Origin of the sequence: Geobacter sulfurreducens PCA, from assembly GCF_000007985.2 — a bacterium.
Taxonomy (GTDB): Bacteria; Desulfobacterota; Desulfuromonadia; order Geobacterales; family Geobacteraceae; genus Geobacter; species Geobacter sulfurreducens.
This window is the reverse complement of sequence record NC_002939.5, coordinates 72,524-97,626: the sequence shown is the minus strand read 5'-3', so window position 1 is coordinate 97,626 and position 25,103 is coordinate 72,524. Positions and strand designations below refer to the sequence as shown.

Annotated in this window: 27 protein-coding genes, 1 tRNA gene and 1 CRISPR repeat array; of the genes, 7 read left to right on the top strand and 21 right to left on the bottom strand. The window is 60.4% G+C overall.

Annotated features, from left to right (window positions below):
• Nucleotides 1-12 precede the first annotated feature (12 nt).
• On the top strand, nucleotides 13-855 hold the full coding sequence (locus tag GS_RS00445; RefSeq protein WP_010940762.1) for an FAD/NAD(P)-binding protein: 843 nt from the start codon (nucleotides 13-15) through the stop codon (nucleotides 853-855).
• 98 nt (nucleotides 856-953) lie between these two features.
• On the opposite strand, the gene GS_RS00440 is transcribed toward GS_RS00445, so the two are convergent.
• The 5 genes from GS_RS00440 to GS_RS00420 form a co-directional block, all read right to left on the bottom strand.
• The gene (locus GS_RS00440) at nucleotides 954-2,129 is read right to left on the bottom strand and encodes an aminotransferase (RefSeq protein WP_010940761.1); all 1,176 of its coding nucleotides are present in this window, start codon (nucleotides 2,127-2,129) and stop codon (nucleotides 954-956) included.
• A 13-nt stretch (nucleotides 2,130-2,142) separates the two neighbouring features.
• The gene (gene pgeF, locus GS_RS00435; RefSeq protein ID WP_010940760.1) at nucleotides 2,143-2,943 is read right to left on the bottom strand and encodes a peptidoglycan editing factor PgeF; all 801 of its coding nucleotides are present in this window, start codon (nucleotides 2,941-2,943) and stop codon (nucleotides 2,143-2,145) included.
• A gap of 2 nt (nucleotides 2,944-2,945) precedes the next feature.
• Entirely contained in the window at nucleotides 2,946-3,914 is a 969-nt protein-coding gene (locus GS_RS00430) for an RluA family pseudouridine synthase (protein ID WP_010940759.1), read from the bottom strand.
• Nucleotides 3,915-3,998: 84 nt separating this feature from the next.
• On the bottom strand, nucleotides 3,999-4,262 hold the full coding sequence (locus GS_RS00425) for a hypothetical protein (RefSeq protein ID WP_010940758.1): 264 nt from the start codon (nucleotides 4,260-4,262) through the stop codon (nucleotides 3,999-4,001).
• 43 nt (nucleotides 4,263-4,305) lie between these two features.
• Entirely contained in the window at nucleotides 4,306-5,721 is a 1,416-nt protein-coding gene (locus GS_RS00420) for a DegQ family serine endoprotease (RefSeq protein WP_010940757.1), read from the bottom strand.
• A 181-nt stretch (nucleotides 5,722-5,902) separates the two neighbouring features.
• On the opposite strand from GS_RS00420, the gene GS_RS00415 reads away from it, so the two are divergent.
• Nucleotides 5,903-6,493 carry a helix-turn-helix domain-containing protein gene (locus tag GS_RS00415; RefSeq protein ID WP_010940756.1) on the top strand — a complete coding sequence of 197 codons (591 nt, stop codon included), beginning with the start codon at nucleotides 5,903-5,905 and terminating at the stop codon, nucleotides 6,491-6,493.
• An 18-nt stretch (nucleotides 6,494-6,511) separates the two neighbouring features.
• Here the strand turns inward: GS_RS00415 and GS_RS00410 are convergent, their stop codons facing one another.
• The 3 genes from GS_RS00410 to GS_RS00400 all read right to left on the bottom strand — a co-directional run bounded on the left by GS_RS00410 (nucleotide 6,512) and on the right by GS_RS00400 (nucleotide 7,741).
• Nucleotides 6,512-6,853 carry a PilZ domain-containing protein gene (locus GS_RS00410; protein WP_010940755.1) on the bottom strand — a complete coding sequence of 114 codons (342 nt, stop codon included), beginning with the start codon at nucleotides 6,851-6,853 and terminating at the stop codon, nucleotides 6,512-6,514.
• Nucleotides 6,854-6,862: 9 nt separating this feature from the next.
• Complete coding sequence (locus GS_RS00405) at nucleotides 6,863-7,060, bottom strand: hypothetical protein (RefSeq protein WP_010940754.1); 198 nt, start codon at nucleotides 7,058-7,060, stop codon at nucleotides 6,863-6,865.
• 81 nt (nucleotides 7,061-7,141) lie between these two features.
• Complete coding sequence (locus GS_RS00400) at nucleotides 7,142-7,741, bottom strand: hypothetical protein (RefSeq protein WP_010940753.1); 600 nt, start codon at nucleotides 7,739-7,741, stop codon at nucleotides 7,142-7,144.
• Nucleotides 7,742-7,852: 111 nt separating this feature from the next.
• On the opposite strand from GS_RS00400, the gene GS_RS00395 reads away from it, so the two are divergent.
• The 4 genes from GS_RS00395 (at nucleotide 7,853) to GS_RS00380 (ending at nucleotide 11,047) form a co-directional block, all read left to right on the top strand.
• Entirely contained in the window at nucleotides 7,853-8,770 is a 918-nt protein-coding gene (locus tag GS_RS00395) for an NAD(P)H-binding protein (RefSeq protein WP_010940752.1), read from the top strand.
• A 72-nt stretch (nucleotides 8,771-8,842) separates the two neighbouring features.
• Nucleotides 8,843-9,496 carry an isoprenoid biosynthesis glyoxalase ElbB gene (gene elbB, locus GS_RS00390; protein WP_010940751.1) on the top strand — a complete coding sequence of 218 codons (654 nt, stop codon included), beginning with the start codon at nucleotides 8,843-8,845 and terminating at the stop codon, nucleotides 9,494-9,496.
• Between the two features lie 53 nt (nucleotides 9,497-9,549).
• Nucleotides 9,550-10,152: a porin family protein gene (locus GS_RS00385; RefSeq protein WP_010940750.1), complete on the top strand. Its 603-nt coding sequence runs from the start codon at nucleotides 9,550-9,552 to the stop codon at nucleotides 10,150-10,152.
• A 445-nt stretch (nucleotides 10,153-10,597) separates the two neighbouring features.
• Nucleotides 10,598-11,047, top strand: coding sequence for a GSU0071 family protein (locus tag GS_RS00380; protein WP_010940749.1), 450 nt, complete (start codon nucleotides 10,598-10,600; stop codon nucleotides 11,045-11,047).
• A 70-nt stretch (nucleotides 11,048-11,117) separates the two neighbouring features.
• On the opposite strand, the gene nrfD is transcribed toward GS_RS00380, so the two are convergent.
• From nrfD to tadA, 8 genes are all read right to left on the bottom strand, one after another.
• Complete coding sequence (gene nrfD / locus GS_RS00375; RefSeq protein WP_010940748.1) at nucleotides 11,118-12,371, bottom strand: NrfD/PsrC family molybdoenzyme membrane anchor subunit; 1,254 nt, start codon at nucleotides 12,369-12,371, stop codon at nucleotides 11,118-11,120.
• A gap of 2 nt (nucleotides 12,372-12,373) precedes the next feature.
• Complete coding sequence (locus tag GS_RS00370) at nucleotides 12,374-13,147, bottom strand: 4Fe-4S dicluster domain-containing protein (RefSeq protein ID WP_010940747.1); 774 nt, start codon at nucleotides 13,145-13,147, stop codon at nucleotides 12,374-12,376.
• Nucleotides 13,140-13,622 (bottom strand): multiheme c-type cytochrome, encoded by a 483-nt coding sequence (locus GS_RS00365; protein WP_010940746.1) that lies wholly within the window; start codon nucleotides 13,620-13,622, stop codon nucleotides 13,140-13,142. Before GS_RS00365 ends, GS_RS00370 begins: the two co-directional genes overlap by 8 nt.
• Nucleotides 13,623-13,726: 104 nt before the next feature.
• A complete protein-coding gene (locus GS_RS00360; protein WP_010940745.1) occupies nucleotides 13,727-14,374 on the bottom strand; it encodes a carbonic anhydrase in 648 nt (215 codons plus the stop codon).
• Nucleotides 14,355-15,062, bottom strand: a complete 708-nt coding sequence (locus GS_RS00355) for a peroxiredoxin-like family protein (protein ID WP_010940744.1) — start codon at nucleotides 15,060-15,062, stop codon at nucleotides 14,355-14,357. The genes GS_RS00360 and GS_RS00355 overlap by 20 nt, the downstream gene beginning before the upstream one ends.
• Before the next feature lie 71 nt (nucleotides 15,063-15,133).
• Entirely contained in the window at nucleotides 15,134-15,346 is a 213-nt protein-coding gene (locus tag GS_RS00350) for a GSU3473 family protein (RefSeq protein WP_010940743.1), read from the bottom strand.
• Between the two features lie 167 nt (nucleotides 15,347-15,513).
• Nucleotides 15,514-15,603 (bottom strand) — tRNA-Ser (locus GS_RS00345).
• A gap of 60 nt (nucleotides 15,604-15,663) precedes the next feature.
• Entirely contained in the window at nucleotides 15,664-16,203 is a 540-nt protein-coding gene (gene tadA, locus GS_RS00340) for a tRNA adenosine(34) deaminase TadA (RefSeq protein WP_010940742.1), read from the bottom strand.
• Nucleotides 16,204-16,583: 380 nt separating this feature from the next.
• Here tadA and GS_RS00335 point away from each other — a divergent pair, with 380 nt between their 5' ends.
• The gene (locus GS_RS00335; RefSeq protein WP_010940741.1) at nucleotides 16,584-17,903 is read left to right on the top strand and encodes a tyrosine-type recombinase/integrase; all 1,320 of its coding nucleotides are present in this window, start codon (nucleotides 16,584-16,586) and stop codon (nucleotides 17,901-17,903) included.
• 26 nt (nucleotides 17,904-17,929) lie between these two features.
• On the opposite strand, the gene GS_RS17785 is transcribed toward GS_RS00335, so the two are convergent.
• The 5 genes from GS_RS17785 to cas1 all read right to left on the bottom strand — a co-directional run bounded on the left by GS_RS17785 (nucleotide 17,930) and on the right by cas1 (nucleotide 24,998).
• A complete protein-coding gene (locus GS_RS17785; RefSeq protein WP_369126802.1) occupies nucleotides 17,930-18,142 on the bottom strand; it encodes a helix-turn-helix transcriptional regulator in 213 nt (70 codons plus the stop codon).
• Between the two features lie 213 nt (nucleotides 18,143-18,355).
• Entirely contained in the window at nucleotides 18,356-18,658 is a 303-nt protein-coding gene (locus GS_RS00325) for a type IV secretion system DNA-binding domain-containing protein (protein WP_164930414.1), read from the bottom strand.
• A gap of 130 nt (nucleotides 18,659-18,788) precedes the next feature.
• Nucleotides 18,789-19,247, bottom strand: a complete 459-nt coding sequence (locus tag GS_RS00320; protein ID WP_010940738.1) for a DUF3232 domain-containing protein — start codon at nucleotides 19,245-19,247, stop codon at nucleotides 18,789-18,791.
• Between the two features lie 752 nt (nucleotides 19,248-19,999).
• Nucleotides 20,000-22,821: a CRISPR direct-repeat array (repeat unit 37 nt; unit sequence GCTTCAATGAGGCCGGGGCATCATGGCCCCGGAATAC).
• 205 nt (nucleotides 22,822-23,026) lie between these two features.
• Nucleotides 23,027-23,314 carry a CRISPR-associated endonuclease Cas2 gene (gene cas2, locus GS_RS00310; RefSeq protein WP_010940736.1) on the bottom strand — a complete coding sequence of 96 codons (288 nt, stop codon included), beginning with the start codon at nucleotides 23,312-23,314 and terminating at the stop codon, nucleotides 23,027-23,029.
• Nucleotides 23,315-23,318: 4 nt separating this feature from the next.
• Nucleotides 23,319-24,998: a CRISPR-associated endonuclease Cas4g/Cas1g gene (cas1, locus tag GS_RS00305; RefSeq protein WP_010940735.1), complete on the bottom strand. Its 1,680-nt coding sequence runs from the start codon at nucleotides 24,996-24,998 to the stop codon at nucleotides 23,319-23,321.
• Between the last annotated feature and the right edge of the window lie 105 nt (nucleotides 24,999-25,103).

The window sequence follows — 25,103 nt, the reverse complement described above, 5'->3', positions numbered from 1 at the left end:
AAGGGCTCCACCATGTGCGATCACAAGAACATCTACCTCCCCCACCTGGCAACGATCGAGGAAATCGTTGACGAGACCCCCGACATCCGCACCTTCCGGCTCGTCTTTCAGGATGAACGGGTACGGGAGCATTTTACCTTCAGGGCCGGCCAGTTTGCCGAGTACTCGGCCTTCGGCGCCGGCGAGGCCACCTTCTGCATCGCCTCGGCCCCCACCCGGCAGGGATACATCGAGTGCTGCTTCCGGGCCGTGGGGCGGGTCACGGAAGCATTGCGTTCCCTGGAGACCGGCGACACCATCGGTGTGCGCGGACCCTACGGCAACTCGTTTCCCGTCGAAGAGTTCTTCGGCAAGAACCTCGTCTTCGTGGCCGGAGGTATCGCGCTGCCGCCGCTGCGGACGCTCATCTGGCAGTGCCTGGACTGGCGGGAGAAATTCGGCGACATCACCATCGTCTACGGCGCCCGGACCGAGGCCGACCTCGTCTACAAGCGGGAACTCAGGGAGTGGGAAGAGCGGAGCGACGTACGCCTGGTAAAGACCGTGGATCCCGGAGGGAATTCCCCCTCATGGGACGGGCAGGTGGGCTTTGTGCCGACGGTCCTGGAGCAGGCCGCGCCAGCCGCGGACAACACCATCGCCCTGGTCTGCGGACCGCCCGTCATGATCAAGTTCACCCTTCCCGTCCTGGAGAAACTGGGATTCGCCGACACGGCCATCTACACGACCCTGGAGAACCGGATGAAGTGCGGTCTCGGCAAGTGCGGCCGCTGCAACGTGGGCAATGTCTATGTCTGCAAGGACGGCCCGGTCTTCACCGCGGCCCAGGTCAAGGCCATGCCCCAGGAGTTCTGAACCGCGAGCGATTCTGAGCAAAAGCCCCCTGCCGTAACGTTCGGCAGGGGGCTTTTTTCGTTCCGCGACTGGCGGATGAGGATCGGAAGAGGAGAATCTCAGAGGGCAAACGCTCGGAATCGCTCCACCGCCCCGGGGATGGCTTCGTCGCGGATGTTGCCGAAGGCGAGGCGGAGGTAGGGTTCGAGGCCGGGGCCGAATACTTCGCCGGGGAGACAGATGATGCCGGCTTCCACGGCCAGCCTGCGGGCAGCCTCACGGCCGGTGCCCTCCTGCAGGGGATGCCGCACCCAGGCGAAGAAGGTGCCGCTCGCCACAAGGCTGAACGGATTGCCGGGACGGGTAAAGAGCGACCGGAAGAGGTCGTGCCGTCGGGTCATCATGAGCCGGTTCTCTTCCACCCAGCCGTCCAGGTGACTGACCCCGTAGAGCACGGCATACTGGGTGATGCGCGGCTGGCAAACCGCCATGGTGTCCTGGGCCTTAAGGGCGTGGCCGATGAACTCTTTCGACGCGGCGAGACAGCCGGCCCGGTACCCCGTGAGGGCATAGGTCTTGCCGAAGGACATCAGGTGGATCAGGTGGTCACCCCAGCGGGGGTCAAGGAAAAGATCGTGGGGCCGCTCGCCGCCGGGGATGAAGTCGGCATAGGTTTCGTCGAGGACCAGCGCGATGCCCCGGCGCCGGGCCACCCCGTGGAGTTCCTGGATCGTTTCCGGTGGAGTGACCACGCCGGTGGGGTTGGAAGGGGTCACCAGCAGAATGGCCCTGGTGCGCGGGGTGATGAGACGCTCCACCGCGGCCGGGTCAGGCACCCCGCCCCGTTCCTCGTCAAAGGGGAGGTAGACCGGCCTGACGCCCAGAATATCCAGGGCCATGGGATGGTCGAAGTAGGCGGGGAGCGGGACGATCACCTCGTCCCCGGCGCGGCAGAGGGTAACCATGGCGAGCCAGAACGCCTGGCTGGCGCCGATGGTGAGGCAAAGCTGATCCGGATTCATGGCCGCGCCGTAGACCCGGCCGTAGCGGGCGCACACCCCCTCCCGCACCTCGGGGAGCCCCTCGTCGGGCGAGTATTTCGACACCAGCGGATCGTCCAGGAGCGCCGCCAGGTAGTCGGTCAGCTGACGGGCCGGCGGATAGTCGGGCACGGCCTGGCACAGATCCACCAGCGGGCGCTCCGGATCGGGCTCCCGGTGAGCGAGCCAGCTCTTAACCTCGGCGATGGGCGCGCACTGGACTGACCGGATCTGATCGGAAATGGGAAACTTCATCGGCGCCCCCGCCCTATCCTTTCAGCATGATGAATCCCATCTGTCGACCGGTATCTCCCTTGTCGCGACGGTAGGAGAAGAACTGCTCCGGCGAACAGCAGACACACTGGCCGCTCGTCTCGATATTCCGCTCCGCAATACCCGAGGCTGCCAGCTGCCGCGCGTTGGCCCGCGCCAGGTCCAGATGCCACCGGGCCACGCCGCTGAGGGTTGCGACCTCATCCCACTCGCAGCCCGCCTGGCGAAACGCCTGGAAAACGGGGGTATCCACCTCGTAGCAGCAGGGACCGATGGCCGGCCCCACGGCCGCCAGGATATCCCGGGGATCGGAGCCGAAAACCGAGACAAAGGCGTCCACCCCCTTGCGGCAGATGCCCGATGCGGTTCCCTTCCATCCTGCGTGGAGCGCCGCAGCAACGCCCTTCACCGGGTCCAGCAGGAGCACCGGCACGCAGTCGGCAACGCAGACGCCGATCATCACGCCGGGCTGGTTAGTGATGATCCCATCGGCTTCCAGCCGTTGGAAGTAGCCGTAATCGGGGTTCGGCGCATCAATGACCAACAGGTCGGTCCCATGGACCTGGGTGACGGTCACCAGGCGCTCCACGGTGCCGCCGAATGCCCGGGCCAGGATGCTGCGGTTCCCCTCAACGCTGTGGGAGGCGTCCGCGGTACCGGTACCCAGGTTGAGGGAATTGTAGGGGGTGCGCGACACCCCTTCGTGGCGGGTGGTGAATCCCTGCACCGCCACACCTGCGGCGGCCAGCAAGGACGGTTCCACGTAATGAACCTTGTCGGCTCGTTTCATCTCCATGATCAGGCTCCTTGTCGTTCCAGATAATCGATAATCCGCGCCATATCCTCGGGCAGCTCAGTGTCGAACTCCAGGTATTCCCCCGTGACCGGGTGGACAAAACCAAGGGTTTTGGCGTGCAGTGCCTGACGTCCCAGTTCCCGGATGAGCTTACGCAAAACCGGGTCCCTGAGATTGTTGATCCGGCCAGCGCCCCCATAGACCTCGTCTCCCACCAGGGGAAACCCGGCCTCGGCCATGTGCACCCGGATCTGGTGGGTACGCCCCGTTTCCAGCCGGAGCCGCAGCAGCGTCACGCCGGTGAAACGGGCGGCCACCCGCCAGTGGGTGACCGCGTGCTTGCCGTGACGCGCCGCGCCCGACATCTTCTTCCGGTCCGTGGGATGCCGGCCGATGGCCCCCTCGATCCGCCCCTTGTCCTCGCGGGGCGAGCCGTAGACCAGGGCCAGGTAGACCCTCTTGACCGTGTGGTCATGGAACTGCCGCGAAAGCGATTCGTGGGCCCGGTCACTCTTGGCCACCACCAGGACGCCCGAGGTATCCTTGTCGATGCGATGGACGATGCCGGGACGAATCTCACCGCCAATGCCCGAGAGATCCGTACAGTGGGCCAGAAGGGCGTTGACCAGGGTCCCGCCGGGATTTCCCGCGGCCGGGTGAACCACCATGCCCGCCGGCTTGTCGACCACCACCACGTCGCCATCTTCGTGGAGGACAACCAGCGGAATCTCTTCCGCTTCAGGCACTGCGGGGGCCGGTGGCGGCACCGTCACCACCACCCGCTCTCCGCCCCGAAGCTTGAGAGACGGCTTCTCGAGGCGATCGTCCACCGTCACCCGCCCCTCTTCGATCAGGCGCTGGGCCGCCGAACGGGTTATTCCCTGGACCGAGCGGGCCACGAACTGGTCGAGCCGTTCCGCTTCACCTTCCGTCGGCACCGACAGATCGTATCGCTCATCTTGTCTCTCCACCCTTGCTCCTCTCCGTCCCTGAACAGGACGGGGGCGCGACCGCCGGCCGTGCCCCCGTCCGAACCCTTTCCCGCTTTTCCGCCGCTACCAGATGGCCGACTCGATCTTGCCCGCCCGCTTGATCAGGACATCAACTAGCGCCAAGTCGAAAATGCCGGCCCCCGCCAGCTCCGGCGCCACCCGCGAGGCGAAATGCTGGCGCCCCTCCTCAATCTCTTCGGCCAGCAGATCGAAGATGGTGTCGTTCTTGATCCCCTGCTCGACCTTTTCCCGGTTGTAAATGGCGATGTCCGAGATGATGGCGCGGGCAAGGCGGCGGGCCTGGTCGGGATTGTCGATCATTGTCATGGTATGTCCCCTGTCGTTGGCCGGCCCGTGAGCCGGAAGTCCGCTACCTGAGCCTGAGGGAGAAATAGATGCTCGCCTCGCCTCGTCGCACCAGAAGCACTACCGAACCGCGCCGGGCCGCCTCGCGCATGACGCGGTCGTACTCTGCCAGGTTCGCCACGGGCCGCCGGTTCACCGCCACGATCACGTCCCCCTCCCGGATGCCCGCCTCGCCGGCGGCGCTCCCATCATCCACCTGGACCACCAGGACGCCGGTGAAACCTTCCTGACGGTATTCGCGGGGTAGTTCCTCCACGGCGAGGCCAAGGGTGTCGGGCGCCCCTCCCTGAGGGCGCGCCTGGCGTGCCTGGGCACTGTCGGAACTGGCCGTCGCCAGGGAGAGTTGAACCTCTTTCCCTTCTCGGAAGACCACCACCGGCACCTTTGTCCCCGGCGCCGTGTCGCCCACCACCCGCTGGAGGTGCTGGGCATCCTTGATCTCCTTGCCGGCGAACCTGAGGATGATGTCCCCCTGCCGGATACCGGCGCCGGCAGCGGGGCTCCCCTTAACCACATCACTCACCAGGACGCCCTGGGCCTTTTTCAGGCCGAATTCCTTGGCAAGATCGTCGGTGACCGGTTGAATGGTAACGCCGAGCCAGCCGCGGGTGACCTTGCCCTTGGTGATGAGCTGAGTTACGATCTGCTTTGCCATGTTGACCGGGATGGCAAAGCCGATCCCCTGACCGGCGGCCACGATGGCGGTGTTGATGCCGATCACCTCGCCGTGGACGTTCAGCAGCGGCCCCCCCGAATTGCCCGGGTTGATGGAGGCGTCGGTCTGGATGAAATCTTCATAGGTCTCGATTCCCATGTTGGACCGGCCGGTGGCCGACACCACGCCGACGGTCACGGTCCGGTCCAGGCCGAAGGGGTTGCCGATGGCCACCGCCCACTGCCCCACTTGAAGCTTGTCCGAATCGGCCAGGACCGCCACGGGGAGTTCCTCCCGCGAGTCGATCTTGATGACCGCGATGTCGGTCTTGGGGTCGCTGCCGACGATGTGGCCGTCGTAGACGTTCTCATTGGAGAGTTTGACCTTGATGCTTTCGGCGTCGCGCACCACATGGTCATTGGTGACGATGTACCCTTCCCGGTTGATGATGAAGCCAGAGCCGAGGCTCTGTTCCCGCCGGAACCGGGGGCGATTGTCGAAGAAATCATTGAAGAAGGGGGAAAACTCGAAGAAGGGCTGCTCGATCTTTCTCCGGCTGACGGTGGAGATGTTCACGACCGACGGAGTAACCTTCTTGACCAGCTCGACGAAGGCCTGCTGGGTGGCAAGGATGTCTCTGGGAACCTCCTTGACCGGCGCGTCGGCACGGCCCGACTCATAGAAGAGCTTTTCTTCCTTCTTCGAGCAGGCGGTGAGAGTTGTGACAAAGACCAACGATATCAGTAGCAGACGACGGACGAACATGCAAAGAACCTCGCTCATACCGGTTCATGAGAGCTGATCGCTCTAACCCTTTGAAAGAGTAGCCAATATGCCCGGGGATGTCAACGCCCTTTCGGCGCCGAGCCGCGCCCCGCGGCCATTCGGATTAGCACTTGACGCTCCCGCGGGAGTTGACCTATAACGGGCAGGAGAGGAGTTCATCGTGGACGATATCAAATCCCAGATCAAGGAATTGCGGCTCGGCGCCAAGATCAGAAAACTCCGTCAGGATCGGCGGCTCACCCTCCAGGAACTGTCTGAGCTCTCGGGACTCTCGAAACCCCTTCTTTCCCAGATCGAAAACGATCAGGTCACCCCTCCGATTGCCACGTTGCTCAAGATATCCAAAGGACTGAAGGTGGGCATCCACTACTTTTTCGAAGAGGAAGAAGACCAGCAGAAAGTGGTGCTGACCCGGGCAGCACAGCAGCAGCCGACCCGGCGGCGCTCAGGCAATGATGCGCCCCATGGCTACATCTACCGGTCCCTGGCCCCAGGCATCAGGCACAAGCCCATGGAACCCTTCCTGGTGGAGTTCGAGTTGACCGACTGGAGCGACAGCTTCTTCTACCGGCACGATGGCTTCGAGTTCATCTATCTGCTCGACGGAGAGCTGGAATTCCACTACGGTAGCGATGTCATGCGGCTCCTGCCGGGCGACAGCATCTACTACGATTCCTCGGAGCCCCACGGCTACGTGTCGGTGGGAGAAGAACGGGCCCGGGCAGTGGCGGTTCTCTATACCCGGGACTGAGCCGGTCCGGCCGAAAGGTTAACGAACGGGCCGTTCCCGCTGCCGCTGCTCCAACAGCAGTCGCATGAACTCACGCAACGTCTCCCGGCCCCGGACATCCATCTCCACGAACCGCAGGCCCATGGCCCCTTCCGGCTCCAGGCGGCTCCAGACCACCTGGGCCTTCAGGGTCACGGCACTGGCCGAGCGGGGGGTGAAAAACTGGAGGATAACGCTGCGCCCGACCGGCAGCGGGTCCTCCGTAATGACCGCCACCCCCTCGTCCGACAGATCAAAGGTGTAGAGGCAGGTGGCTCCGTCCATTTCCACGAGCCAGCACCCCACCTCCACCGACAGCCGCTTGCTCTTTCGTCCTTCCACGGCACTCCCCTACTCGGGCGCTTCCTCGCAGTCAGCAGCCACCCAGCTGTCCAACTGACCATTCGTCAGCCGAACCTGAATGGTTCCCCCCTCCTCGGTGCAGCCGAAGGTGAAGCCGATCTCGCCGGTTTTCACGTTCCGGACCCTGACATTCTCTTCCTTGTGTTCGGTGCGATTGCATACCGCTGTGCGGTCCTGCTCTTTCATGGCGTCCCTCCCTCGTGTTCGGTTCTGACGAAAAAAGCCTAGCACGGGCCATCCGCTTTGCAACCAGGTCCGCCGGGGATGCTACAGATCCTCGCCTTCCCGGACCCTCGCCCGGACCACCCGCACGCACCCTCCGCCCCCGGCCAGGTCAGCATATACCCGTGCCAGGAAACGGACCGTCACCACTTTGTGGATGTAAGCCTGCGTGAAGCGATAGAGCCATTTCCGAAGCCGCGACGGTTCACTGCTCCCGAGCAGCAGCGGGCAGTAGTCGGTCAGTCGCAGAGTGAGACGCACCCCGGAAACGTCGTCATCCAGCATGAACGAAAGCTCTCCGCGGTCGCACTGACGGCCCTGAACCAGGAATCCGCCGCAGATGCGGAGGGAGAGCGATTCATGGCCGGGACCCTCCCGTCGTGCCGGCGGGGTAAAGAGAATCAGGCTCCGGCGCGTCCCGGCCAGACGGAAGGCGATACCGTCCGCCGCGACCATCGGCCGGATCAGGGTAAGCGTGAAGCGCCGGATGTAGGCAAGATACCGCTCGAGGAGAAACTCAGCGGAAAGCCGCGGGCGGAGGTCTGAGGGTACCGTCGTCCACTGGACCGAGAATACAGAGGAATCCTCCATGAGGATCTGCTGGCAGGCTATCTCTCTCGTGAACGGACCTTCCGTTTTGCGCATCGCCTCCTCCCGCCACAACCATACCACAGCCGCCTGCCCTTGTCTTACGGCAGAAGCGTGTACAATAGGTAGATAGATAGATTTTCGCCGCCATCTGCCCAGGAGGAATTTATGAACCCCGGAGAAGGGATCGTATTGGTCACCGGTGCAACCGGATTTATCGGCAAGAGGCTCGTGTCGGCCCTACTGGCCGGCGGCCACCGGGTGCGCTGTCTCGTCCGACGGCCCGATGCCCCGCTTCCCGACGGGGCAGAGCGCGTGGTGGGCGACATCCTGACCCGCGAAGGGCTCGATGCCGCCCTGGCGGGGATCGACACCGCCTTCTACCTGGTTCATTCCATGGCCGGCGGCCGAGCCGGGTTTGAACGGCGGGACCGGGAGGCAGCGGAGCATTTTGTGGCTGCGGGCAACCGGGCGGGCCTGAGGCGGGCCATCTACCTCGGGGGGCTCGGCGAGACGGGCGATCATCTGTCGGAACACTTGGCGAGCCGCCTCGAAGTAGCCGCCATTCTGCGGCGGGGCTCATTCCGCACCACGTTCCTGCGGGCAGCCATCATCATCGGTGCCGGTGGCGCTTCCTTCGAAATGATCCGGGCGCTGGTGGAGCGCCTGCCGGTCATGATCACTCCCCGGTGGGTCTCCACGCGCTGCCAGCCAATCGCCGTGGGGGACGTCATCAGCTACCTGACCGGCTGCCTGGAGGACGAGCGGACCACGGGCGAAACCTTCGACATCGGCGGCCCCGACATCCTCACCTATCGAGAGATGATGGAACGGCTCGCAGGGGTGGAGAAAACATTCACCATGATCCTGTCAGTGCCGGTGCTGACGCCCAGACTTTCGTCCTACTGGGTGGGTCTTGTCACGCCGGTACGACCCTCTATCGCCATTCCGCTCATCGAGGGGTTGAAAAATGAGGTCGTCTGCCGCGAAAACCGGATTCGCGACTTCATCCCCTTCCCGCTCACCACCTACGAGCGGGCCGTGACGATCGCGCTTGCGGAAGATAAGGGGAATGATTACAATTAGTGCCGCTTTAAGCTGCACCCACCGAATATCGTCCCGCATCATTACGATTCCAGGACAACGAAGGAGGAGCCCATGAAAAAGATCGGTGTTGTTCTTTCCGGCTGCGGCGTCTATGACGGTAGCGAGATCCACGAGGCGGTCCTGACGCTCCTCGCCATCGACCGCAACGGTGCCGAGGCGGTCTGCATGGCCCCGAGCATGGAGTTTCGCGAGGTGAACCACCTCACCTCCCAGGAAACCGGTGCCACCCGCAACGCACTTGTGGAGGCAGCGCGGATCGCCCGGGGTAAGATTCGGGATGTGAAGGATGTGTCGGCTGTGGAACTCGATGCCGTTATCTTCCCCGGCGGTTACGGCGCGGCAAAGAACCTGTGCACCTTTGCCGAGAAAGGGGCGGCGGCCACCATCAACCCGGAAGTGGCCCGCCTCATCCGCGAGATGGCCGTGGCCAAAAAACCCATCGGAGCCATCTGCATCGCCCCGGCCCTTATCGCCGCCACCCTCGGCCGCGACTACAAGCCGAAGGTGACCATTGGCACCGACGCCGGCACCGCCGCCGCCATTACGGAAACAGGCAGCGAACATGTTTCCTGCCCGGTTGCCGAGTTCGTCGTTGACCGGGAAAACAAAATCGTCACCACGCCCGCCTACATGCTCGCCAACCGTATCTCGGAAGCGGCAGAGGGGATCGAAAAAGCGGTCAAGGCCGTCGTCGAGATGGCCTGATAACTACCGCGGCGCCAAGCGGCGTCGCGATCACGACATGGAGGTTTCTCGACATGAAACGACTTATTGCCCTGCTCTGCCTGACTCTGACCGTCGCTGCCGGCAGCGGTACCGCGTTGGCGGAAAACATCAAGGGGCGACTCGGGATCACCGGCAAAATCGGCTTTTACCTCCCCGGCGACAGCGATTTCGACAACTACAAACTGGAGACCGACGCCGGGTTCCTCGGTGGCGGTGGACTGATCTACGGGGTCACGGACAACCTGGCGGCAGAGGTCGATGTGACCTATACCAAATTCGGCGCAGAGCTGGTGTCCGGCCTCGACCAGGGCGACTTCTCGGTGACCAACATCGCTATGGGAGTCCAGTACCGCTTCGACACCCCGCAGCCGAAGCTCTCTCCCTATGCAGGGGGAGGCATCGACATCCTCATCAGCGATTACGATCGCCCGGGCGGGGCCGATGTGGACCCCACCGTCGGCGTTCACCTCTGCGGCGGACTTGATTACTTCCTGACCAAGCACCTCGTCCTGAATGCCGAGGTAAGAGGGGTCGTGGCTCCCGAAGTGGACATCGACGCACCGGGGGGAAAATCGGGCAATTTCGATCCCAGCGGCGTTGCCGCCACCTTCGGTGTCAGACTATTTTTCAACTGACTCGACGACATGCTCGTCAAAAAAGAGGACGGCTACTGCCGTCCTCTTTTTTTGTCGGCAACGATCCTTATGCTCCTCGCATTTTGTCCAACCTGCTCGCAGTAATGCGAAATTTTCGGCCCTCCTTTAAACCGACTGCCGGTACGCGAACCGTCCCCCTCCCAATTTGATACAACGCGCAAACAATTTAGACACAATGCACCCGCTGAAATCTGTAGTAAAATTATATACACGGCTCCGAGATCCCGAAGTCGCAAGGGGATTCATTGGTGTCCCTCGCAAAGGCTGCCAGATGGCACGTTTTATGAATTATCACAGACAGCCACGGCATTCCGGGCGAGGGTAACCAACAATCGACAGTCATTCACCGGAGCAGGCCAATGCTCCGGCTTCCAGGCTACCCGGCATGCCCCGCAAGAAAACGCCATACTCCGCGGGAGGGACCATGGACACTACAGTGATCGACGAAGCCATCGATAAATACGTGCACGAAAGGATGGAGAAGGGAAAAACGCGTGCTGCGGAACGCTTCCTGTCCTATGCCTATCTCAAATATGCAGGGGATGAGGTGGGCGAGTTTCTGCGCAAGGCAAAGGGGCTGACCCGCTACTACGTCGACTTTTTGACCCTCATGGAGAACCCCTTCAAGGGGCCGGAGCTCGCTTGGTTTGCCTCCATGATCGTAGTCGGCATCGTCTCGTGCGTCATGCTCAGCGAAGAACAGACCAGGCTGGCCGGTATTTTCATCCTGTCGGGAACCCTGGTGCACGCCTGGTCCCTGCTCCGGATGGTTGCAAAGAAGTGGCGCGAAATAGGCGTGATGATCGCCATTTATCGCGAGATCATCGAGATTATCGAGCGGGAAACATCATCGCTCCCATCCTCAGCCCGATAATGCGGACACCCCTTTCTCTCCTTTCATGGGGCGGCTCAATGCCGCCCCTTTTTTTGTCGCAAACACATCGTTAGTGACGTTCATCGGACCCGAACACCGGGAAAATCCGGGAAAGAAACCAGAACAGAACAAAGGGCACCGATCCGACCGCAAGCGCCCCGAACAACCCCTCCTTGAACGTTTCCAGATCATGGGGAATGATCGGCAGATGATAGTGCATGAAACCTGCAAATGAAGCGGAGAAGGCCTGACCGCCGATAACGACGTTCCATCGCATCATAAAGACGCCGAACAGTACCAGCAGCGTGCCCGCAACCGCCCGGCGCACGGTGAGCCCGGGCAGAAGGAACAGAATGAACGGCACAAGGTTGCCGAGGCCGTACTGGAGCACAAAGATGGCGACAAAGTCCTTGCCGTAGATGACGCTGCGCAGGATATCCCACGACTTGACTGCCGTGTAGCCCCGGAAGATGAGGTCCAGCAGCTCCAGAGTAATGGCCAGAATGAGGAACATAATGAGATACCGCGAGGTCATTCTCACCACGTTGGCCTCCTCCCCTCCGTGTTCCGCGGGGGCCGGCAGCCCCGGGTTGTCCCTCCGTCGCCAGGCCGCAACGAACTTGCGCAGCTCCATTGTGACAATGTAGGTCAGAATACAGAGAGCAATCCCCGACACCACGGCGGAGCAAATGAAGATGACGGGCATGAGCGGAGTCATCCAGAGGGCGTTAGCCTTGACGGAACCGAAGATGAATCCCGCGTAGCCGTGAAGGAAGCAGGCAACGGGAATGCCAACAGCCGCCAATATCTTAACGGCCCTTTCATCCTGCTCCAGGGCACGGTGGCTCACGTCCCAGGCGCCCAGCACCAGCACCGAATAGAGGCGCATCTTGATGGTTTCCGCCCGGGTGTGCTCCCGCTGTTCCTTCAGCTGCCGGGCCGTGGCGGCAAAATACCCCCGGTAGACGAACCAGAGCTCCGAGGCGACGATCATCCCGTAGGTGAGGAAGACGATGCCAAAGGCGGCAATGGCCGATGTGAAGTGCGGCGTCATGAGGACATGATGGTTGCGCAGCGGCTGCTGCAGGTGGAGCAGAAGCGGCAGAGGCGCGCAGGGAAGAAGCGCGAAGGAAAAGACGAGCGAAAAGCGGGCAATGTCCTTCAACTGCTTGACTCCGAACACATGGTAAAGTGACGAGAGCACGAAGGCCCCGGCAACGAGGCCGGTCAGGAACGGGTACATGACGATCTGAATGGTCCAGTAGATGTACTCGTTGGGATAGACGAACAGCTCTTTGACGGTCCAGGCCTCCCCGTGCACCATGGCTAGCGTACCTCCTTGGAGAGCCCCACATAGTAGACCTGGGGCTTGGTTCCGTACTCTTCCTTGAGGATGCCGACCCGCCCGGCCATGATGATCTTGGTGATCGGGTCATGCGGATCGCGAAGATTGCCGATCCGGCGGGCGCCGAACGGGCAGGCGTCGACGCACGCCGTCGCCTGCCCCTGGGAAATCCGGTGGTAACAGAAGTTGCACTTCTCCGCCACCTTGTGCACCGGATGAAAAAAACGGACCCCGTACGGGCACCCCATGATGCAATAGCCGCAGCCGATGCACCATGAGCGGTCCACGAGCACGACCCCGTCGACGGTCTTGTAGGTGGCCCCCACGGGGCAGACCTGGACGCAGGGCGGGTTGTCGCACTGATTGCAGAGTTTTGGGACAAAGAAGGCTTTTTCCACCTCTTCATCCCCCACGTCCCGGGGTTTCCCCGTTCCGACCTCGATTCTCTTATCGGTGAAACCGTCGCGGGCGCCACGTGGCGAATCAATGAGAACCTCGCCATCCGGTTTCACCACGTAACGCTCGACCCACGTACGAGTCACGTTGGCCTCGTAGGGGACCTCGTTCTCCACCTTGCACGCCTTGACACAGAAGCCACACCCCACGCATTTGTAGGTATCAACCAGAAAGGCCCAGCGCAACTCCGGCCGTGCCGCCAGCAGCCTTTTCGGGTCGACAAGCTCCAGAGCCGCCGCCGGCACCGCCAACCCCGCGACAACCACCATGCTCCGTCTGAGAAACTCGCGTCTATTCATAGCGCTTCAACTCCTCCAGATTTGGGTGGTGGGGATCGTGGCAGAGCCGGCACTCGGCCTGGGGGTTGTGTGTATCGGGATCTATGCCGCGAATCTGCGATCTGCCGCTGGATGGCGTCACGAGTTTTGCGTGGCAACGGAGGCACAGCCGGCGGCTGTGGTCAATGGTCAGGGTCGGCGGGTCCTTGGGGTGCCCCAGGGCAGGTCCGTGACAATTCTCACAGGGAATGACGCCATGGGGAGAGCGGTCGATACTGGCGACCTTTGCAGCGTGACATCCAACGCAGTAGGCTTTGGTCCGGTACTTGACGGGAACCTGTTTCCACTCGTTCTCGTTCCCCTTGCGGTGCCAGCCGTACATGTACCCTTGCTCATGCACCCCGAAATCGTTAGGCACCAGAAAGCTGCGTGCCAAGAGCAGCGCTCCGGCCACGCTAAGGGCAACATAGAGGGGACGCCAGACATGGCTCTTCACGCAACCTCCTCTTCAACCATTCTACAATTCTTCCGGCGATGCAGAGCCGGGATCCGGGGCAGCGTTTGCTTAGAGGGAACAGCAAGGCCCCTTTGCGACGAAACTTACGGGAGCGGGCAATACTCCGTGGCCCGGGACGAAACTGCCGCCCCCTCTCCTGGCCGCTCAGTGGACAGAATCTTGATTTCACCGCTCTCCATGTCGTAAATCCAGCCATGGATGCTCAGTTTGCCTTGGCGCATGGCGGTACGGACAAAGGGATATTCGCGCAGGTGTTCCAGCTGGAGCCGGACATTTTCCTCCACGATGAGCTTCATACGCTGCTCGGGAGGGAGACCGATGTGGAGCGCCCGGATCTTTTCGTCGACCCGTTCCTTGGCCTTGTAGGCATTGATGAGCCAGATGGGAATGTATTTGTCGTCAGCCCGCTCCTCGTCCAGGGCCTGAATGCCGCCGCAGCCGTAGTGACCACAGATAACGATATCGGGGATGCACAAATGGTTGATCGAGAATTCGAGCACTGCCGAAAGGTTCCAGTCGTTGACCGAGACCACGTTCCCCACGTTACGGTGGACGAAAACTTCTCCCGCCTTGGTCTGGGTAATGGTGTTGACCGGCACTCGAGAGTCGGAGCAACCGATCCAGAGAACTGTCGGACGCTGCCCCCGGGCAAGGGTCGCAAAGGTCTCGCGCTCCTTTTCAAAGACCTCCGCCACAAAACGCCGGTTCCCCTCAAGAAGCCTGGTTATCATCACGCCCCCTCTCCTCGCGGATCCGCTCCAACACGTCTAGTATCGTCGCCGGCTCGAGGCGCCGGGTGTAATCGGCATCCACGAATGAATACCGGATGGTCATCGTGCCATCAATGACGAACGTGCCGGGAAGCGGCAACTCCCAGGATTCGTCGCCGTTGTAGTCCGCAAGATTTACCCCGAACCCGAGATAGATGCGACGCATTTCCTCTCCCAGCGGATACACGAGGCCAAAGCTGCGGGCGACCAGATTCCCCACGTCACTCAACACCTCATACTGCAAAAAGTTCTTGAGTAACGTCGCCTGCGACTTGTCCGGGGTCTGGGGTGAAATGGCCAAGAGTTCGCCCCCCAGCTCCCGAAGCCGTGGCAACACCGCCTGATACGCCCGCAACTGCAGGCTGCAGTATGGTCACCATGCACCCCGATAAAACGTCACCACTGCCGTTGACTGGGCCGTGACCTCGGAAAGCCGGATTTGCCTGCCCACTGCATTGGGCAGGGTGAAGTCCTGCGCCCGATCGCCAATCGTTGCAGCATGTCCGACTATCCCCGACAGTACCAGTTCGGTAGCGGTGCGTTGCAGCGTTGCCGCATGCTCGGGGGACATACCGGCAAGGTAGTCCTCTCTCAGAGCGTCGAGCTCCTTCTGTAGTTCGTAGACGGGTTTTTGCTCATCAATGGCCACCACAACCTCCTCTCTGGAGACAAAAAGACCGGAACCCGCTCAAGGCGGGCACCGGTCCCCATACTGCACGTTCAGGCAGCCCGGTGCAGGTTGTTCTCTATACGCCGTCGCTCAGGGCCCGGATATCCCCTGCCCATGCTCCGTCTGAGCGGATCGCGCCCCACCACCGCCCAGCCGTCAGATCGAAGGAAGGCAACTACCTTGCCATCGTCCAGATACTCCTGGAGTCGCCACGCCTTGAGCATATCGTAGGTGTCATTCTCATATCGGACCCGGATGAGCATAGATAGCACCTCCCGCAGGAGAATCTGCCGGCCCGGACGGATAGTCTTAGAAAGTTTAGCAGTCGAGCAGTGACTGTCAATGCACCTCTGTTGACCGCATCGAAGCAATCATGCTGTTACTGCAAAGAAAAAGGGGCATACCGTTTTACCGGTTGCCCCTTTTGGTATGGCGGAGAGATAGGGATTCGAACCCTAGGTACCGCAAGCGGTACAACAGATTTCGAGTCTGCCGCCTTCGACCACTCGGCCATCTCTCCGTAACATTGCTGGACCCTGCATGGAATGCGGGTCGTTTATACCTCATTTACAAAAAAAACTCAAGGCTCTGGTGGCACTTTCCTTTCATCGATGAAAAGCGCGGGGGTAGCCTTGGCCTTTTTCCTGCGGCGAAGATCACGAAAAAAGTCACTCAGCATCGTGCCACATTCTTCCTGACAGACGCCGGGCGATAACCTTACCTGATGATTCAGGCGCGGGTCCGCGGAGAGATCGTAGAGTGACCCTGCTGCGCCCCCCTTGGGGTCATAACAGCCGAAAACGACCCGTTCCAGTCGTGCGAGGATAATAGCCCCCATGCACATGAGGCACGGTTCCAGCGTCACATACAGAGTTGCGCCCGTAAGACGCCAGTTTGCCGACCTGCGGGCGGCCTGCCGGATGGCGATCATTTCGGCATGGGCAGAGGGATCATTGCTACCCTCGCGGAGGTTGTGCCCCCTCCCGATCACTGCACCGTCACGCACGATAACGGCCCCGATGGGAACTTCGTCACGGGCTGCAGCTTTTGCGGCTTCTCGAATCGCCTTTCCCATCCAATAGGCATCGTCGCGAATGGGGGTCTTTTTCAAAGATGACATTCCTCTGTCGCCATGCTCCCGGTAGGTCACGTTAATCCACCCTGCCCGAGCGGCCTCGGATAGAAAAAGGGGCTAGGCAATCTGCCTAGCCCCTCTGATATGGCGCGCTCGAAGAGATTCGAACTCCTGACCCCCAGATTCGTAGTCTGCACCATAGTTCATTTCATGGGGTTTCAGGGGCAGCCTCAGCACGCCAGAAATCTAGCACAATTGTTTGAATTTTTAAAGCTTTATTTCGTTTCCGAGCTTCAGCAAATTTCATTTCCCTGCATGCCCTGTCATCCTATTGGAGGCCACGGAAGAGGCCACGCGAAAAATTCCGAATGCCTCCCCTTAACACCCTCCGGATATTCCGAATATCCACAAAAAGGAGGGTACCAATGGCACGGCAGTCTACCAAGTTTAGCGATAAGTTTCTCCGGGCTCTAAAGCCGCAGGAAAAGCCCTATGACATTCGCGAAGGTGATGGCTTCGGAGTGCGAGTCTTCCCCAGCGGGGCAAGATCATTTTTCTACATGTACCACTTTGACGGGAAGCGGCGCTTCTTGAACCTCGGCAAATACCCCCAGCTCTCATTGGCCGATGCGAGGCAGAAGCACCGAGATGCAGTTTCACAGCACGCTAAGGGCATCGACCCCTTGGCTGCCACACAAGAACAGAAGCGGGAGCGACGCGAGGCGATAACCGTGGCCGACCTCATCGACGAATACGTTAAGAACTGGGCCAAGGTGTACAAGGTCGAGCGATCCGCCACCGAGGATGAGCGAGCCCTGTCGAAGGATGTTCTCCCTTACTGGGGCAAGAGGAAAGCTAAAGACATCAAACGGACCGACGCCATCGCCCTGCTTGAGCGCATAGTCCGGCGAGGCTCTCCTGGCCAAGCGCGGAACATTCTGAAGGTGGGCCGCAAAATGTATGAGTTCGCCATCGAGAGGAAGTACGTGGAAGCTAACCCGTTTTCAAGAATAAGCAAGGCGGTGCCGGCAACTATGCCGCGCACAAGGTCAAGAGTGCTAACCGAAAGCGAAATTAAATACATCTGGAGCGCCATCGATAAAAGTGCGGGCTCGGACGAGACGAAGCGCGCTTTGAAATTGATCTTGGTGACCGCGCAGCGGCCCGGAGAAGTCATCGGTATGCATCGCAGAGAGATCGATGGCGAGTGGTGGACAATCCCACCTGAGAGAATAAAAACAGAAAAGGACCGCACTCGGTCCAATTCGGTAGGCCCACAACCTCATAGGGTCTACCTCTCTCCACTGGCGCTTGAGCTCATCGGCGATAAAGATGGCTACATTTTCGAGAGCCCCCGTGGTGGCGCGATGGACTCCAAAGCTCTATCCCACGTGGTTCATGCAGCTCCACTGGTGCCTGAGCTCGTCAGAGACACAGAGGGCCATGTTTTCGCAGGCCCCTGTGGCCCTGTAGCTGCCAAAGCTCTGATGCAGCTACTTGAGAAAGAAATCGCGTACCCCGACAAGGAGAAATACTACGGTCTGACTCGATGGACCCCTCACGACCTACGGAGGACAGCACGTACTAGAATGTCCGCCATCAACATTCCCACCAGGCACGCGGAAAGAGTGCTGAACCACACCCTCCCAGGCATCCAGAAAACATATGATTTGTATCGTTACGATCCTCAAAAAAAAGCCGCCCTGACCAAATGGGCCGCATATCTCGAAGAGCTACTACGGTAGTAATTTACGATCTGAGCAAGGGCGGCTCATAGAGCCGCCCGCACCTCGCCCACCTCGCCTACCGTTGCAGTTGAACAGAGCGGCCGGGTCCTCCGCCACTCCTCTACCTCCTCAGAATCCCAGGCCACCGCACGGAGACCGATTCTTCTTCGGCGAGGGAAAAGCCCGGCCCGCTCCCACCGCCACAATGTCGCCTCCGAACACCCTGCAACCGACAGTACCTCCGCCAACCGTATCATTCTACCCATGCGACACCTCCTGAAATGTTATGGAGGAAATATCAGAAGGGTGTTAAGGGGGGAGGTAGGATTGTCATGAAAAAAAGGGAGATCGCTCCCCCCGGATACCAACCACGATCGTCAACCGCTATTTCTCGACGTTTATCCAGAATCCCTCCTGAAACCGCATGCCTAGCCCACTCCAAAGAGTCTTGAGGGAGTTCAGCGAAACGGTTACCACGAAACCATCCTGGTACCGGCAGTGGTAACGGTAGCCTCCCCGCCGGCGACACCGTGGATCATCTCGGCGATTTCCTCAATTGGAGCCGTGAGCGAGTTCCAGATCCCACGATTGCTCCGGTAATTGTCCCGCCAAAGCGACGAAAGGATTCCGGTGAAAACATCACGAGCGGCGCCGTTCCAGAACGGGTCTGTGTTGCCCGCTGCCGCCGGGATCAGTGACGCGGCGAGCGCCTGGATATCTATAGTCGTTTCTAAGTCGTTGAAAATCGTCCAACCGACGCACCTTTTGTCCAATGGCTGCCTGACGAAGGGGGTGTTATCCAAAGGTATGTCGATGTTCGACCATGGCTTATCACTGTGCTGTTAAGACAGGGTGAACGTCCCGGGTGAGCGGGGGCCTCGAAAGGAGGCGAGTCAAGAGGGGTTAGCGGTGGCGGTTTTCGTAGATCCCTGTGAGCAGTTCACCTGCCCAGTCGGCAATGGCGATGCGGTCCCGGTTAGCTTCGGGCTTCGGGAAGATCCCTCCCTCGATGCCGGCTTCTTTCAGTTCTTCGCCGTATTCTTTGACGATGTAGCGGTTGAATACGTGAAGGCTGGAAATGAGGCTTTCGTGGGCGAGCCTGCGAGAGCGGTCGAGGGTTTCGGTAAGCTCTCTCAGTTCTTCACCGTCGAGGCGAAACCTGGCGGATGCCATGCGGTGTTCCATCTCGACAACTTTGCTGAAGTACCGGGTTCCTGCGTCAATAAGCCCTTCGAGGAGCTTTGCAGCAACCTCGTCGTGGCCGGTGATCTCGATTACCTTTTTGTATCTTCCCATGGTGGTCTCCGTCGCTTTGTGATACTCGGCGACGTATGATACCACGGATGCAGTGGGTTGTTGCATGGTTTCCTCCTTGTGAAAGGGACACTCCCCCCCTCGCGGGAGTGTCGTTGACAGTTCTCCCGGCGGTGGGCGGGTGCCTCGAAAGGAGGCTATTTCTTCTTCCATGCGGTGATGATCTTGGGTGCCCCCTGGGCCATTCTGGCGACGATGGTGCAGCCGCCGAAGGTGAACCTCAGGGGTCATCGTTCAGGATGGGCGTGACAAGTTTCACGCCCAGAAGGGCTTCTAACGGCACATCCCTTTCCAGGAAGCGGTTTGCTCCGTGGAGGGACAGGGTCATGCTGCCGGCCATGACGCACCTCCTTGCTCATGGGGGATGGACCGGTGGGGGCATTGATGATGGTGCCGGCAAGGCTTCCGAAGATAACCACGCATGCCACGACCACCAAAAGGCCCGCAAGGACAACGCCCATGATGTCGGAGATGGTTGGTGCCGGCAGTGACCGTGTGCTGCTATTTCTCTCGGTGATTTGTTTTTGGATCAGGGCCTCGGTGGAGGCCCGAAAGGGGTATTGGCTGGACATGATATGCCTCCTCAGTGGGAAGACACTCCTCCCGTGCGGGAGTGTCGTGGACAATCTCCCGGCAGCGGGCGGGTGCCTCCGATGAGGAGGCGGACAGCGCTAGTTGGAGCTGGATATGTTGGCGAAGGCTTGTGTTTCGTTCCACCACCCCGAGCCTTGTTGCTCTTGTTGAGCGTTGATCAACTCTTTTGTGCTGGCGACGTCAGCGACTGCGTCGGAAAAGGTGATGGCGGCATTGGTCATGATCGCAATGGCCCCGGAATACTTCGAGGGGTATGCCAGTTCGGGCAAATCGACGGCCGAGCTTCAATGAGGCCGGGGCATCATGGCCCCGGAATACGGGGGAGGGGCTCGCTTGCTGGATGGGCGCATCTCGTCGCTTCAATGAGGCCGGGGCATCATGGCCCCGGAATACAACGGGCAGAGGCGGAATATTTCTTCGTTGAGCAAGCTTCAATGAGGCCGGGGCATCATGGCCCCGGAATACACCCTTGGAAAACAACTACCTGCCCGAGACGTTACCCGCTTCAATGAGGCCGGGGCATCATGGCCCCGGAATACTCACCCACGCCGAATTCGACAGCATGCACAGCGATGCTTCAATGAGGCCGGGGCATCATGGCCCCGGAATACAGGAAAAACGGCACGCCGCCGTGGTGCAGATGTACGAGCTTCAATGAGGCCGGGGCATCATGGCCCCGGAATACCCGGTCGCTCTGGTGCAAGTCACCTACAACTATGCCGCTTCAATGAGGCCGGGGCATCATGGCCCCGGAATACAGCGAGGATCGCGTCACGCTCACCAGCGGACACATGCTTCAATGAGGCCGGGGCATCATGGCCCCGGAATACGAGATGTCCGTGATATTCCTTGTCGCGGTAGAGGTAGCTTCAATGAGGCCGGGGCATCATGGCCCCGGAATACTTCTTCCTGGGTCAGTGTCTCGGGCCGGTCTGCCGTGCTTCAATGAGGCCGGGGCATCATGGCCCCGGAATACTTTTATATAAGGAGAAGGAGAAGGAGAAGGGGTTGCAGCTTCAATGAGGCCGGGGCATCATGGCCCCGGAATACATCCGAAGCCTATGAGAAGTACCGCAAAGTCATGAAGCTTCAATGAGGCCGGGGCATCATGGCCCCGGAATACGGTCGACTTCGTGCACAAGGGCGCGACGGTATACGTGGCTTCAATGAGGCCGGGGCATCATGGCCCCGGAATACCGACTGGGGAGGTGCCCACGACTTCCAGCATCACCACGCTTCAATGAGGCCGGGGCATCATGGCCCCGGAATACCGCCGCTGGAGGATTACCTGTGCGCCCTGAGAGAGGCTTCAATGAGGCCGGGGCATCATGGCCCCGGAATACGACCACCGTCGGCGAAAACACGGCGGCTATCGAGACGCTTCAATGAGGCCGGGGCATCATGGCCCCGGAATACCAATACACCTGGATTACGCAAGCGCCGGTTACAATAGGCTTCAATGAGGCCGGGGCATCATGGCCCCGGAATACCGGCCACCATGCCGGCGGCGCGCCAGGTGTCGACGTCGCTTCAATGAGGCCGGGGCATCATGGCCCCGGAATACGGCGATGCGTTTGTAGCCTTTGCCATTAATATCCAAGCTTCAATGAGGCCGGGGCATCATGGCCCCGGAATACGGACTGGGCCGTCAACAATATGAACTGGTCAGACGGCTTCAATGAGGCCGGGGCATCATGGCCCCGGAATACCCGAACAGGAACGAAACGCCGAGCGCGCCCGCAAGGAGCTTCAATGAGGCCGGGGCATCATGGCCCCGGAATACAGGGTGGAAGAACAGTTGGTGGACTGGATCAAGCGTGCTTCAATGAGGCCGGGGCATCATGGCCCCGGAATACTTGTGATGTTGGGAGCTGAAACACTCACTGAGATTCAGCTTCAATGAGGCCGGGGCATCATGGCCCCGGAATACGTATTGTCCACCAGACAGGAAGGGGGAGCTTGACAAGCTTCAATGAGGCCGGGGCATCATGGCCCCGGAATACCGAAACTCCCCTTGTTGATCCGGCAGCCGTTATACAAGCTTCAATGAGGCCGGGGCATCATGGCCCCGGAATACACTCTCCGGAGAGCGGATCACCCTCTCAATGATCAAGCTTCAATGAGGCCGGGGCATCATGGCCCCGGAATACGCCCAGTGCCGGCAGGAGGGTGGCCTGGAGCGGTTGCTTCAATGAGGCCGGGGCATCATGGCCCCGGAATACGGGGCAAGCCCCCCGCTGGCCCCCCAAAAAGTTTAGCTTCAATGAGGCCGGGGCATCATGGCCCCGGAATACGTGACATGTTCGACCCTTTGTCCCTCCCTGAGCACGCGCTTCAATGAGGCCGGGGCATCATGGCCCCGGAATACAATCCAGAACTTATAAACAGCCTTCAGTCTATTTGGGCTTCAATGAGGCCGGGGCATCATGGCCCCGGAATACAGAATCATCAGATGATGTTAATAAGGCCGTTACCGGGCTTCAATGAGGCCGGGGCATCATGGCCCCGGAATACTTCATGGGGTACTGCCTGACGCGGGAAACGCGCTACGAGCTTCAATGAGGCCGGGGCATCATGGCCCCGGAATACCGAATTTACCCTCAAAATCACCAGCGGGCTTGAAGACGCTTCAATGAGGCCGGGGCATCATGGCCCCGGAATACGCGGCGTACAACCTGGTCCTCAAGCGTCCGACCATCGCGCTTCAATGAGGCCGGGGCATCATGGCCCCGGAATACCAAACCGGACAACGTTACGGACGGCACAGCCCTTGCGCTTCAATGAGGCCGGGGCATCATGGCCCCGGAATACGGCGACCTGTACCTTCAGGTGGGCGATGACATCAAGCTTCAATGAGGCCGGGGCATCATGGCCCCGGAATACGATTAACTTGCAATGTCCGTACATTTGGCATAAAAGCTTCAATGAGGCCGGGGCATCATGGCCCCGGAATACAGCCCATTCACAGAAAAGAGAATCCCCGGCAAAGTTGCTTCAATGAGGCCGGGGCATCATGGCCCCGGAATACGGCTCTTTTCCCGCCCTTGATTCCATGGGGTCTCATACCATGGAATTCGAGCAGTATAACAGACCTTCCACGTTACACATCCGATTTATCATTGAACTCACATACCAAACTACGTATCTATTCAATTTCCAGAGAGCATTTGAAATTCGAGCACTGGCGTACTTTGCAGCATCATTGGACCACTCGACCAAGGACGGCATCCGCATCAGACTATCACCGCTTGGCGCAAGATCGGGTCAAATGTCTTTCCTATGCTGCTCACTTTTGGTTTAACGTTCTCGGCCGGACCAAGATCGAGGATAAGCACGTGGTCTTCCGCGTGGTTGACAATTTCGTTGATTGCCGCCTCCATTTTGATGATTCGAATCCTGTCAAGGCGGCACTGAAACACCGACAGTTGCAGCCAGCAGCCGAAGCCGTGCATGGTCTTGAATAGCCGCCGCCACCGGCGCTGGTTGCGAATATCATAGCTCACAATGTAGAGATGCTCCATCCCCTCACCTCGTGACAAAGTTCGGATAGGCGGGGATCTCCCCCGAAAGGTAACGGGTCAGAAGCCGCGCCTGCACCTCCAGCAGCCGCCGGTAACTGATTGTGTACTTGAAGATGGGGTGTGTCACCTCCTGCTCCATACGGCGCTCGAACCCAGCGATGAAACGCTTGCGTGCGCTGTCGGTCAGGTTGCAGCCGCCGGCGGAACGGACGAAGTCGCCGGTGCGGATCTCGCCGTTATTGATTGCCATAAGCACCGTTGAATCCGCGATCAGCGGCCGAAACGGCTCCATCATGTCAAGAGCCAGGGCCGGACGGCCGAAGCGGGGCTGATGGTAGAAGCCCCGGTAGGGATCGAGTCCCACGGCGGCGAGCGCCACGGTCCACTCCCGGGTGAGCATGGCATAGGCGAAGGAGAGCAGGGCATTGACCGGATCCTTGGGCGGACGGCGGTTGCGGGTGGTGAAGTCAAAACCCATCCCTTCGCCATCACCACCGCGGAGCATCCGGCTGAAATGCTGAAAGTAGCGGCCGGCGGAAGCCCCCTCGATGCCGAGCAGCACCTCCAGCGAAGGGGCTCGCATTGCGTGGCGCATGTCATCCTGCAGCGACATGAGCAGACCGGGGGGCGCCTTTGCTTCGTCACCTTCCCCCCGCCAGTTGCGCCGCAGCAGCGTCCGACAGTTGGCGATCTTGGCTACGATCCAGCGCCGGGCGAGGTTCAGGCAGGTCTCCGGATCAAAGCTCCGCTGGTACTGGTAGGTGCGGGTTTCCACATTGCGGTGCCCCGTGCTGACGGTATGCCCCATGAACCAGCCCCCGTAGGAGAGCCAAGTGACGGGAATCTCCCGGCGCAGACATTCGTGGAGGGCCGCCGTCGTGAGGGTCGCGTTGCCGAAGAGCGCCACCTGCGACGTCTCCCCCAACCGGGCCTCGGCCACCCGTACCCGCTCCTCTTCGATGACCAGGCAATCGCCGTCCTTGCGCACATAGGCCTTAGGCGACTGGACATAAAGAGGAAGCCCCCGCCCGTCGGCCGGGATGATCGGGCGGGGCTCCACCGACAAATGGGAGAGAAAGCGCACTTCATCCGGCAGACAGATCCCCACCAGCGAGCAGCGAGGGCATTTGGGACTGTCCTCCAGCGGCGGGGGCATCGTGCCCGACAACGCCGTGCGTCCCATCTCATCAATGGCGGCCAGGGTTCTTCCGATCAGTTCATCATCAAATGCAACCGGCACCCGTTCGCGGGAGGCAACGAAGTAGAGAGCGCCGCCATCGCTGGCAAATCCGTGCTCCCGCAGAAGAAGCCCCTGGGCACAGAGCTGAACCCGCTCCGGCTCGTATGCTCCGCCGGCCACATGGGGGCGTTTGCCCCGCTTGTAATCGACAGGAGAAACGTATGCTCCCTCCCCTTCCACCAGATCGATCTTGGCGGTAATTCCCAGCCGTTCCGAGCTGAGACTCACCGAGCGGGCATGTATCCTGGAATCCTCCTGGGTCTCGGAGGGCAGCACTCCGCCGCCAGCATCGACCCTGCGGTGGCGGATAACGCCATCAACCGTGAACTCATTGTGGGAGAACTCACCCTGCACCCACATGAGATAGGCCAGTCGCGGGCAGTAGACGTGTTCGTTGAGCATGCGAACCGGGATGAGAGGAATACTCCCGTCTGTCTCAGCCATTGTCCCCTCCTTAAGACCGCCACGGCTACCGGCAGTACGGATGATTGGAAAAATCAACCATATTTGCTAAGATGCACTCACTCTCCGGACAATTTTCCATAAGAG

What these genes read in the sequence shown, in the direction of transcription:
- GS_RS17785 (WP_369126802.1), bottom strand. Translation starts at nt 18,142, where the DNA reads ATGATACGGTTGGCGGAGGTACTGTCGGTTGCAGGGTGTTCGGAGGCG.
- pgeF (WP_010940760.1), bottom strand. Translation starts at nt 2,943, where the DNA reads ATGGAGATGAAACGAGCCGACAAGGTTCATTACGTGGAACCGTCCTTG.
- GS_RS00400 (WP_010940753.1), bottom strand. Translation starts at nt 7,741, where the DNA reads ATGCGCAAAACGGAAGGTCCGTTCACGAGAGAGATAGCCTGCCAGCAG.
- tadA (WP_010940742.1), bottom strand. Translation starts at nt 16,203, where the DNA reads ATGTCATCTTTGAAAAAGACCCCCATTCGCGACGATGCCTATTGGATG.
- GS_RS00380 (WP_010940749.1), top strand. Translation starts at nt 10,598, where the DNA reads ATGGACACTACAGTGATCGACGAAGCCATCGATAAATACGTGCACGAA.
- nrfD (WP_010940748.1), bottom strand. Translation starts at nt 12,371, where the DNA reads ATGGTGCACGGGGAGGCCTGGACCGTCAAAGAGCTGTTCGTCTATCCC.
- elbB (WP_010940751.1), top strand. Translation starts at nt 8,843, where the DNA reads ATGAAAAAGATCGGTGTTGTTCTTTCCGGCTGCGGCGTCTATGACGGT.
- GS_RS00350 (WP_010940743.1), bottom strand. Translation starts at nt 15,346, where the DNA reads ATGCTCATCCGGGTCCGATATGAGAATGACACCTACGATATGCTCAAG.
- GS_RS00335 (WP_010940741.1), top strand. Translation starts at nt 16,584, where the DNA reads ATGGCACGGCAGTCTACCAAGTTTAGCGATAAGTTTCTCCGGGCTCTA.
- GS_RS00360 (WP_010940745.1), bottom strand. Translation starts at nt 14,374, where the DNA reads ATGATAACCAGGCTTCTTGAGGGGAACCGGCGTTTTGTGGCGGAGGTC.
- GS_RS00405 (WP_010940754.1), bottom strand. Translation starts at nt 7,060, where the DNA reads ATGAAAGAGCAGGACCGCACAGCGGTATGCAATCGCACCGAACACAAG.
- GS_RS00395 (WP_010940752.1), top strand. Translation starts at nt 7,853, where the DNA reads ATGAACCCCGGAGAAGGGATCGTATTGGTCACCGGTGCAACCGGATTT.
- GS_RS00445 (WP_010940762.1), top strand. Translation starts at nt 13, where the DNA reads ATGTGCGATCACAAGAACATCTACCTCCCCCACCTGGCAACGATCGAG.
- GS_RS00370 (WP_010940747.1), bottom strand. Translation starts at nt 13,147, where the DNA reads ATGAATAGACGCGAGTTTCTCAGACGGAGCATGGTGGTTGTCGCGGGG.
- GS_RS00440 (WP_010940761.1), bottom strand. Translation starts at nt 2,129, where the DNA reads ATGAAGTTTCCCATTTCCGATCAGATCCGGTCAGTCCAGTGCGCGCCC.
- GS_RS00385 (WP_010940750.1), top strand. Translation starts at nt 9,550, where the DNA reads ATGAAACGACTTATTGCCCTGCTCTGCCTGACTCTGACCGTCGCTGCC.
- GS_RS00320 (WP_010940738.1), bottom strand. Translation starts at nt 19,247, where the DNA reads ATGCAACAACCCACTGCATCCGTGGTATCATACGTCGCCGAGTATCAC.
- GS_RS00425 (WP_010940758.1), bottom strand. Translation starts at nt 4,262, where the DNA reads ATGACAATGATCGACAATCCCGACCAGGCCCGCCGCCTTGCCCGCGCC.
- cas1 (WP_010940735.1), bottom strand. Translation starts at nt 24,998, where the DNA reads ATGGCTGAGACAGACGGGAGTATTCCTCTCATCCCGGTTCGCATGCTC.
- GS_RS00420 (WP_010940757.1), bottom strand. Translation starts at nt 5,721, where the DNA reads ATGTTCGTCCGTCGTCTGCTACTGATATCGTTGGTCTTTGTCACAACT.
- cas2 (WP_010940736.1), bottom strand. Translation starts at nt 23,314, where the DNA reads ATGGAGCATCTCTACATTGTGAGCTATGATATTCGCAACCAGCGCCGG.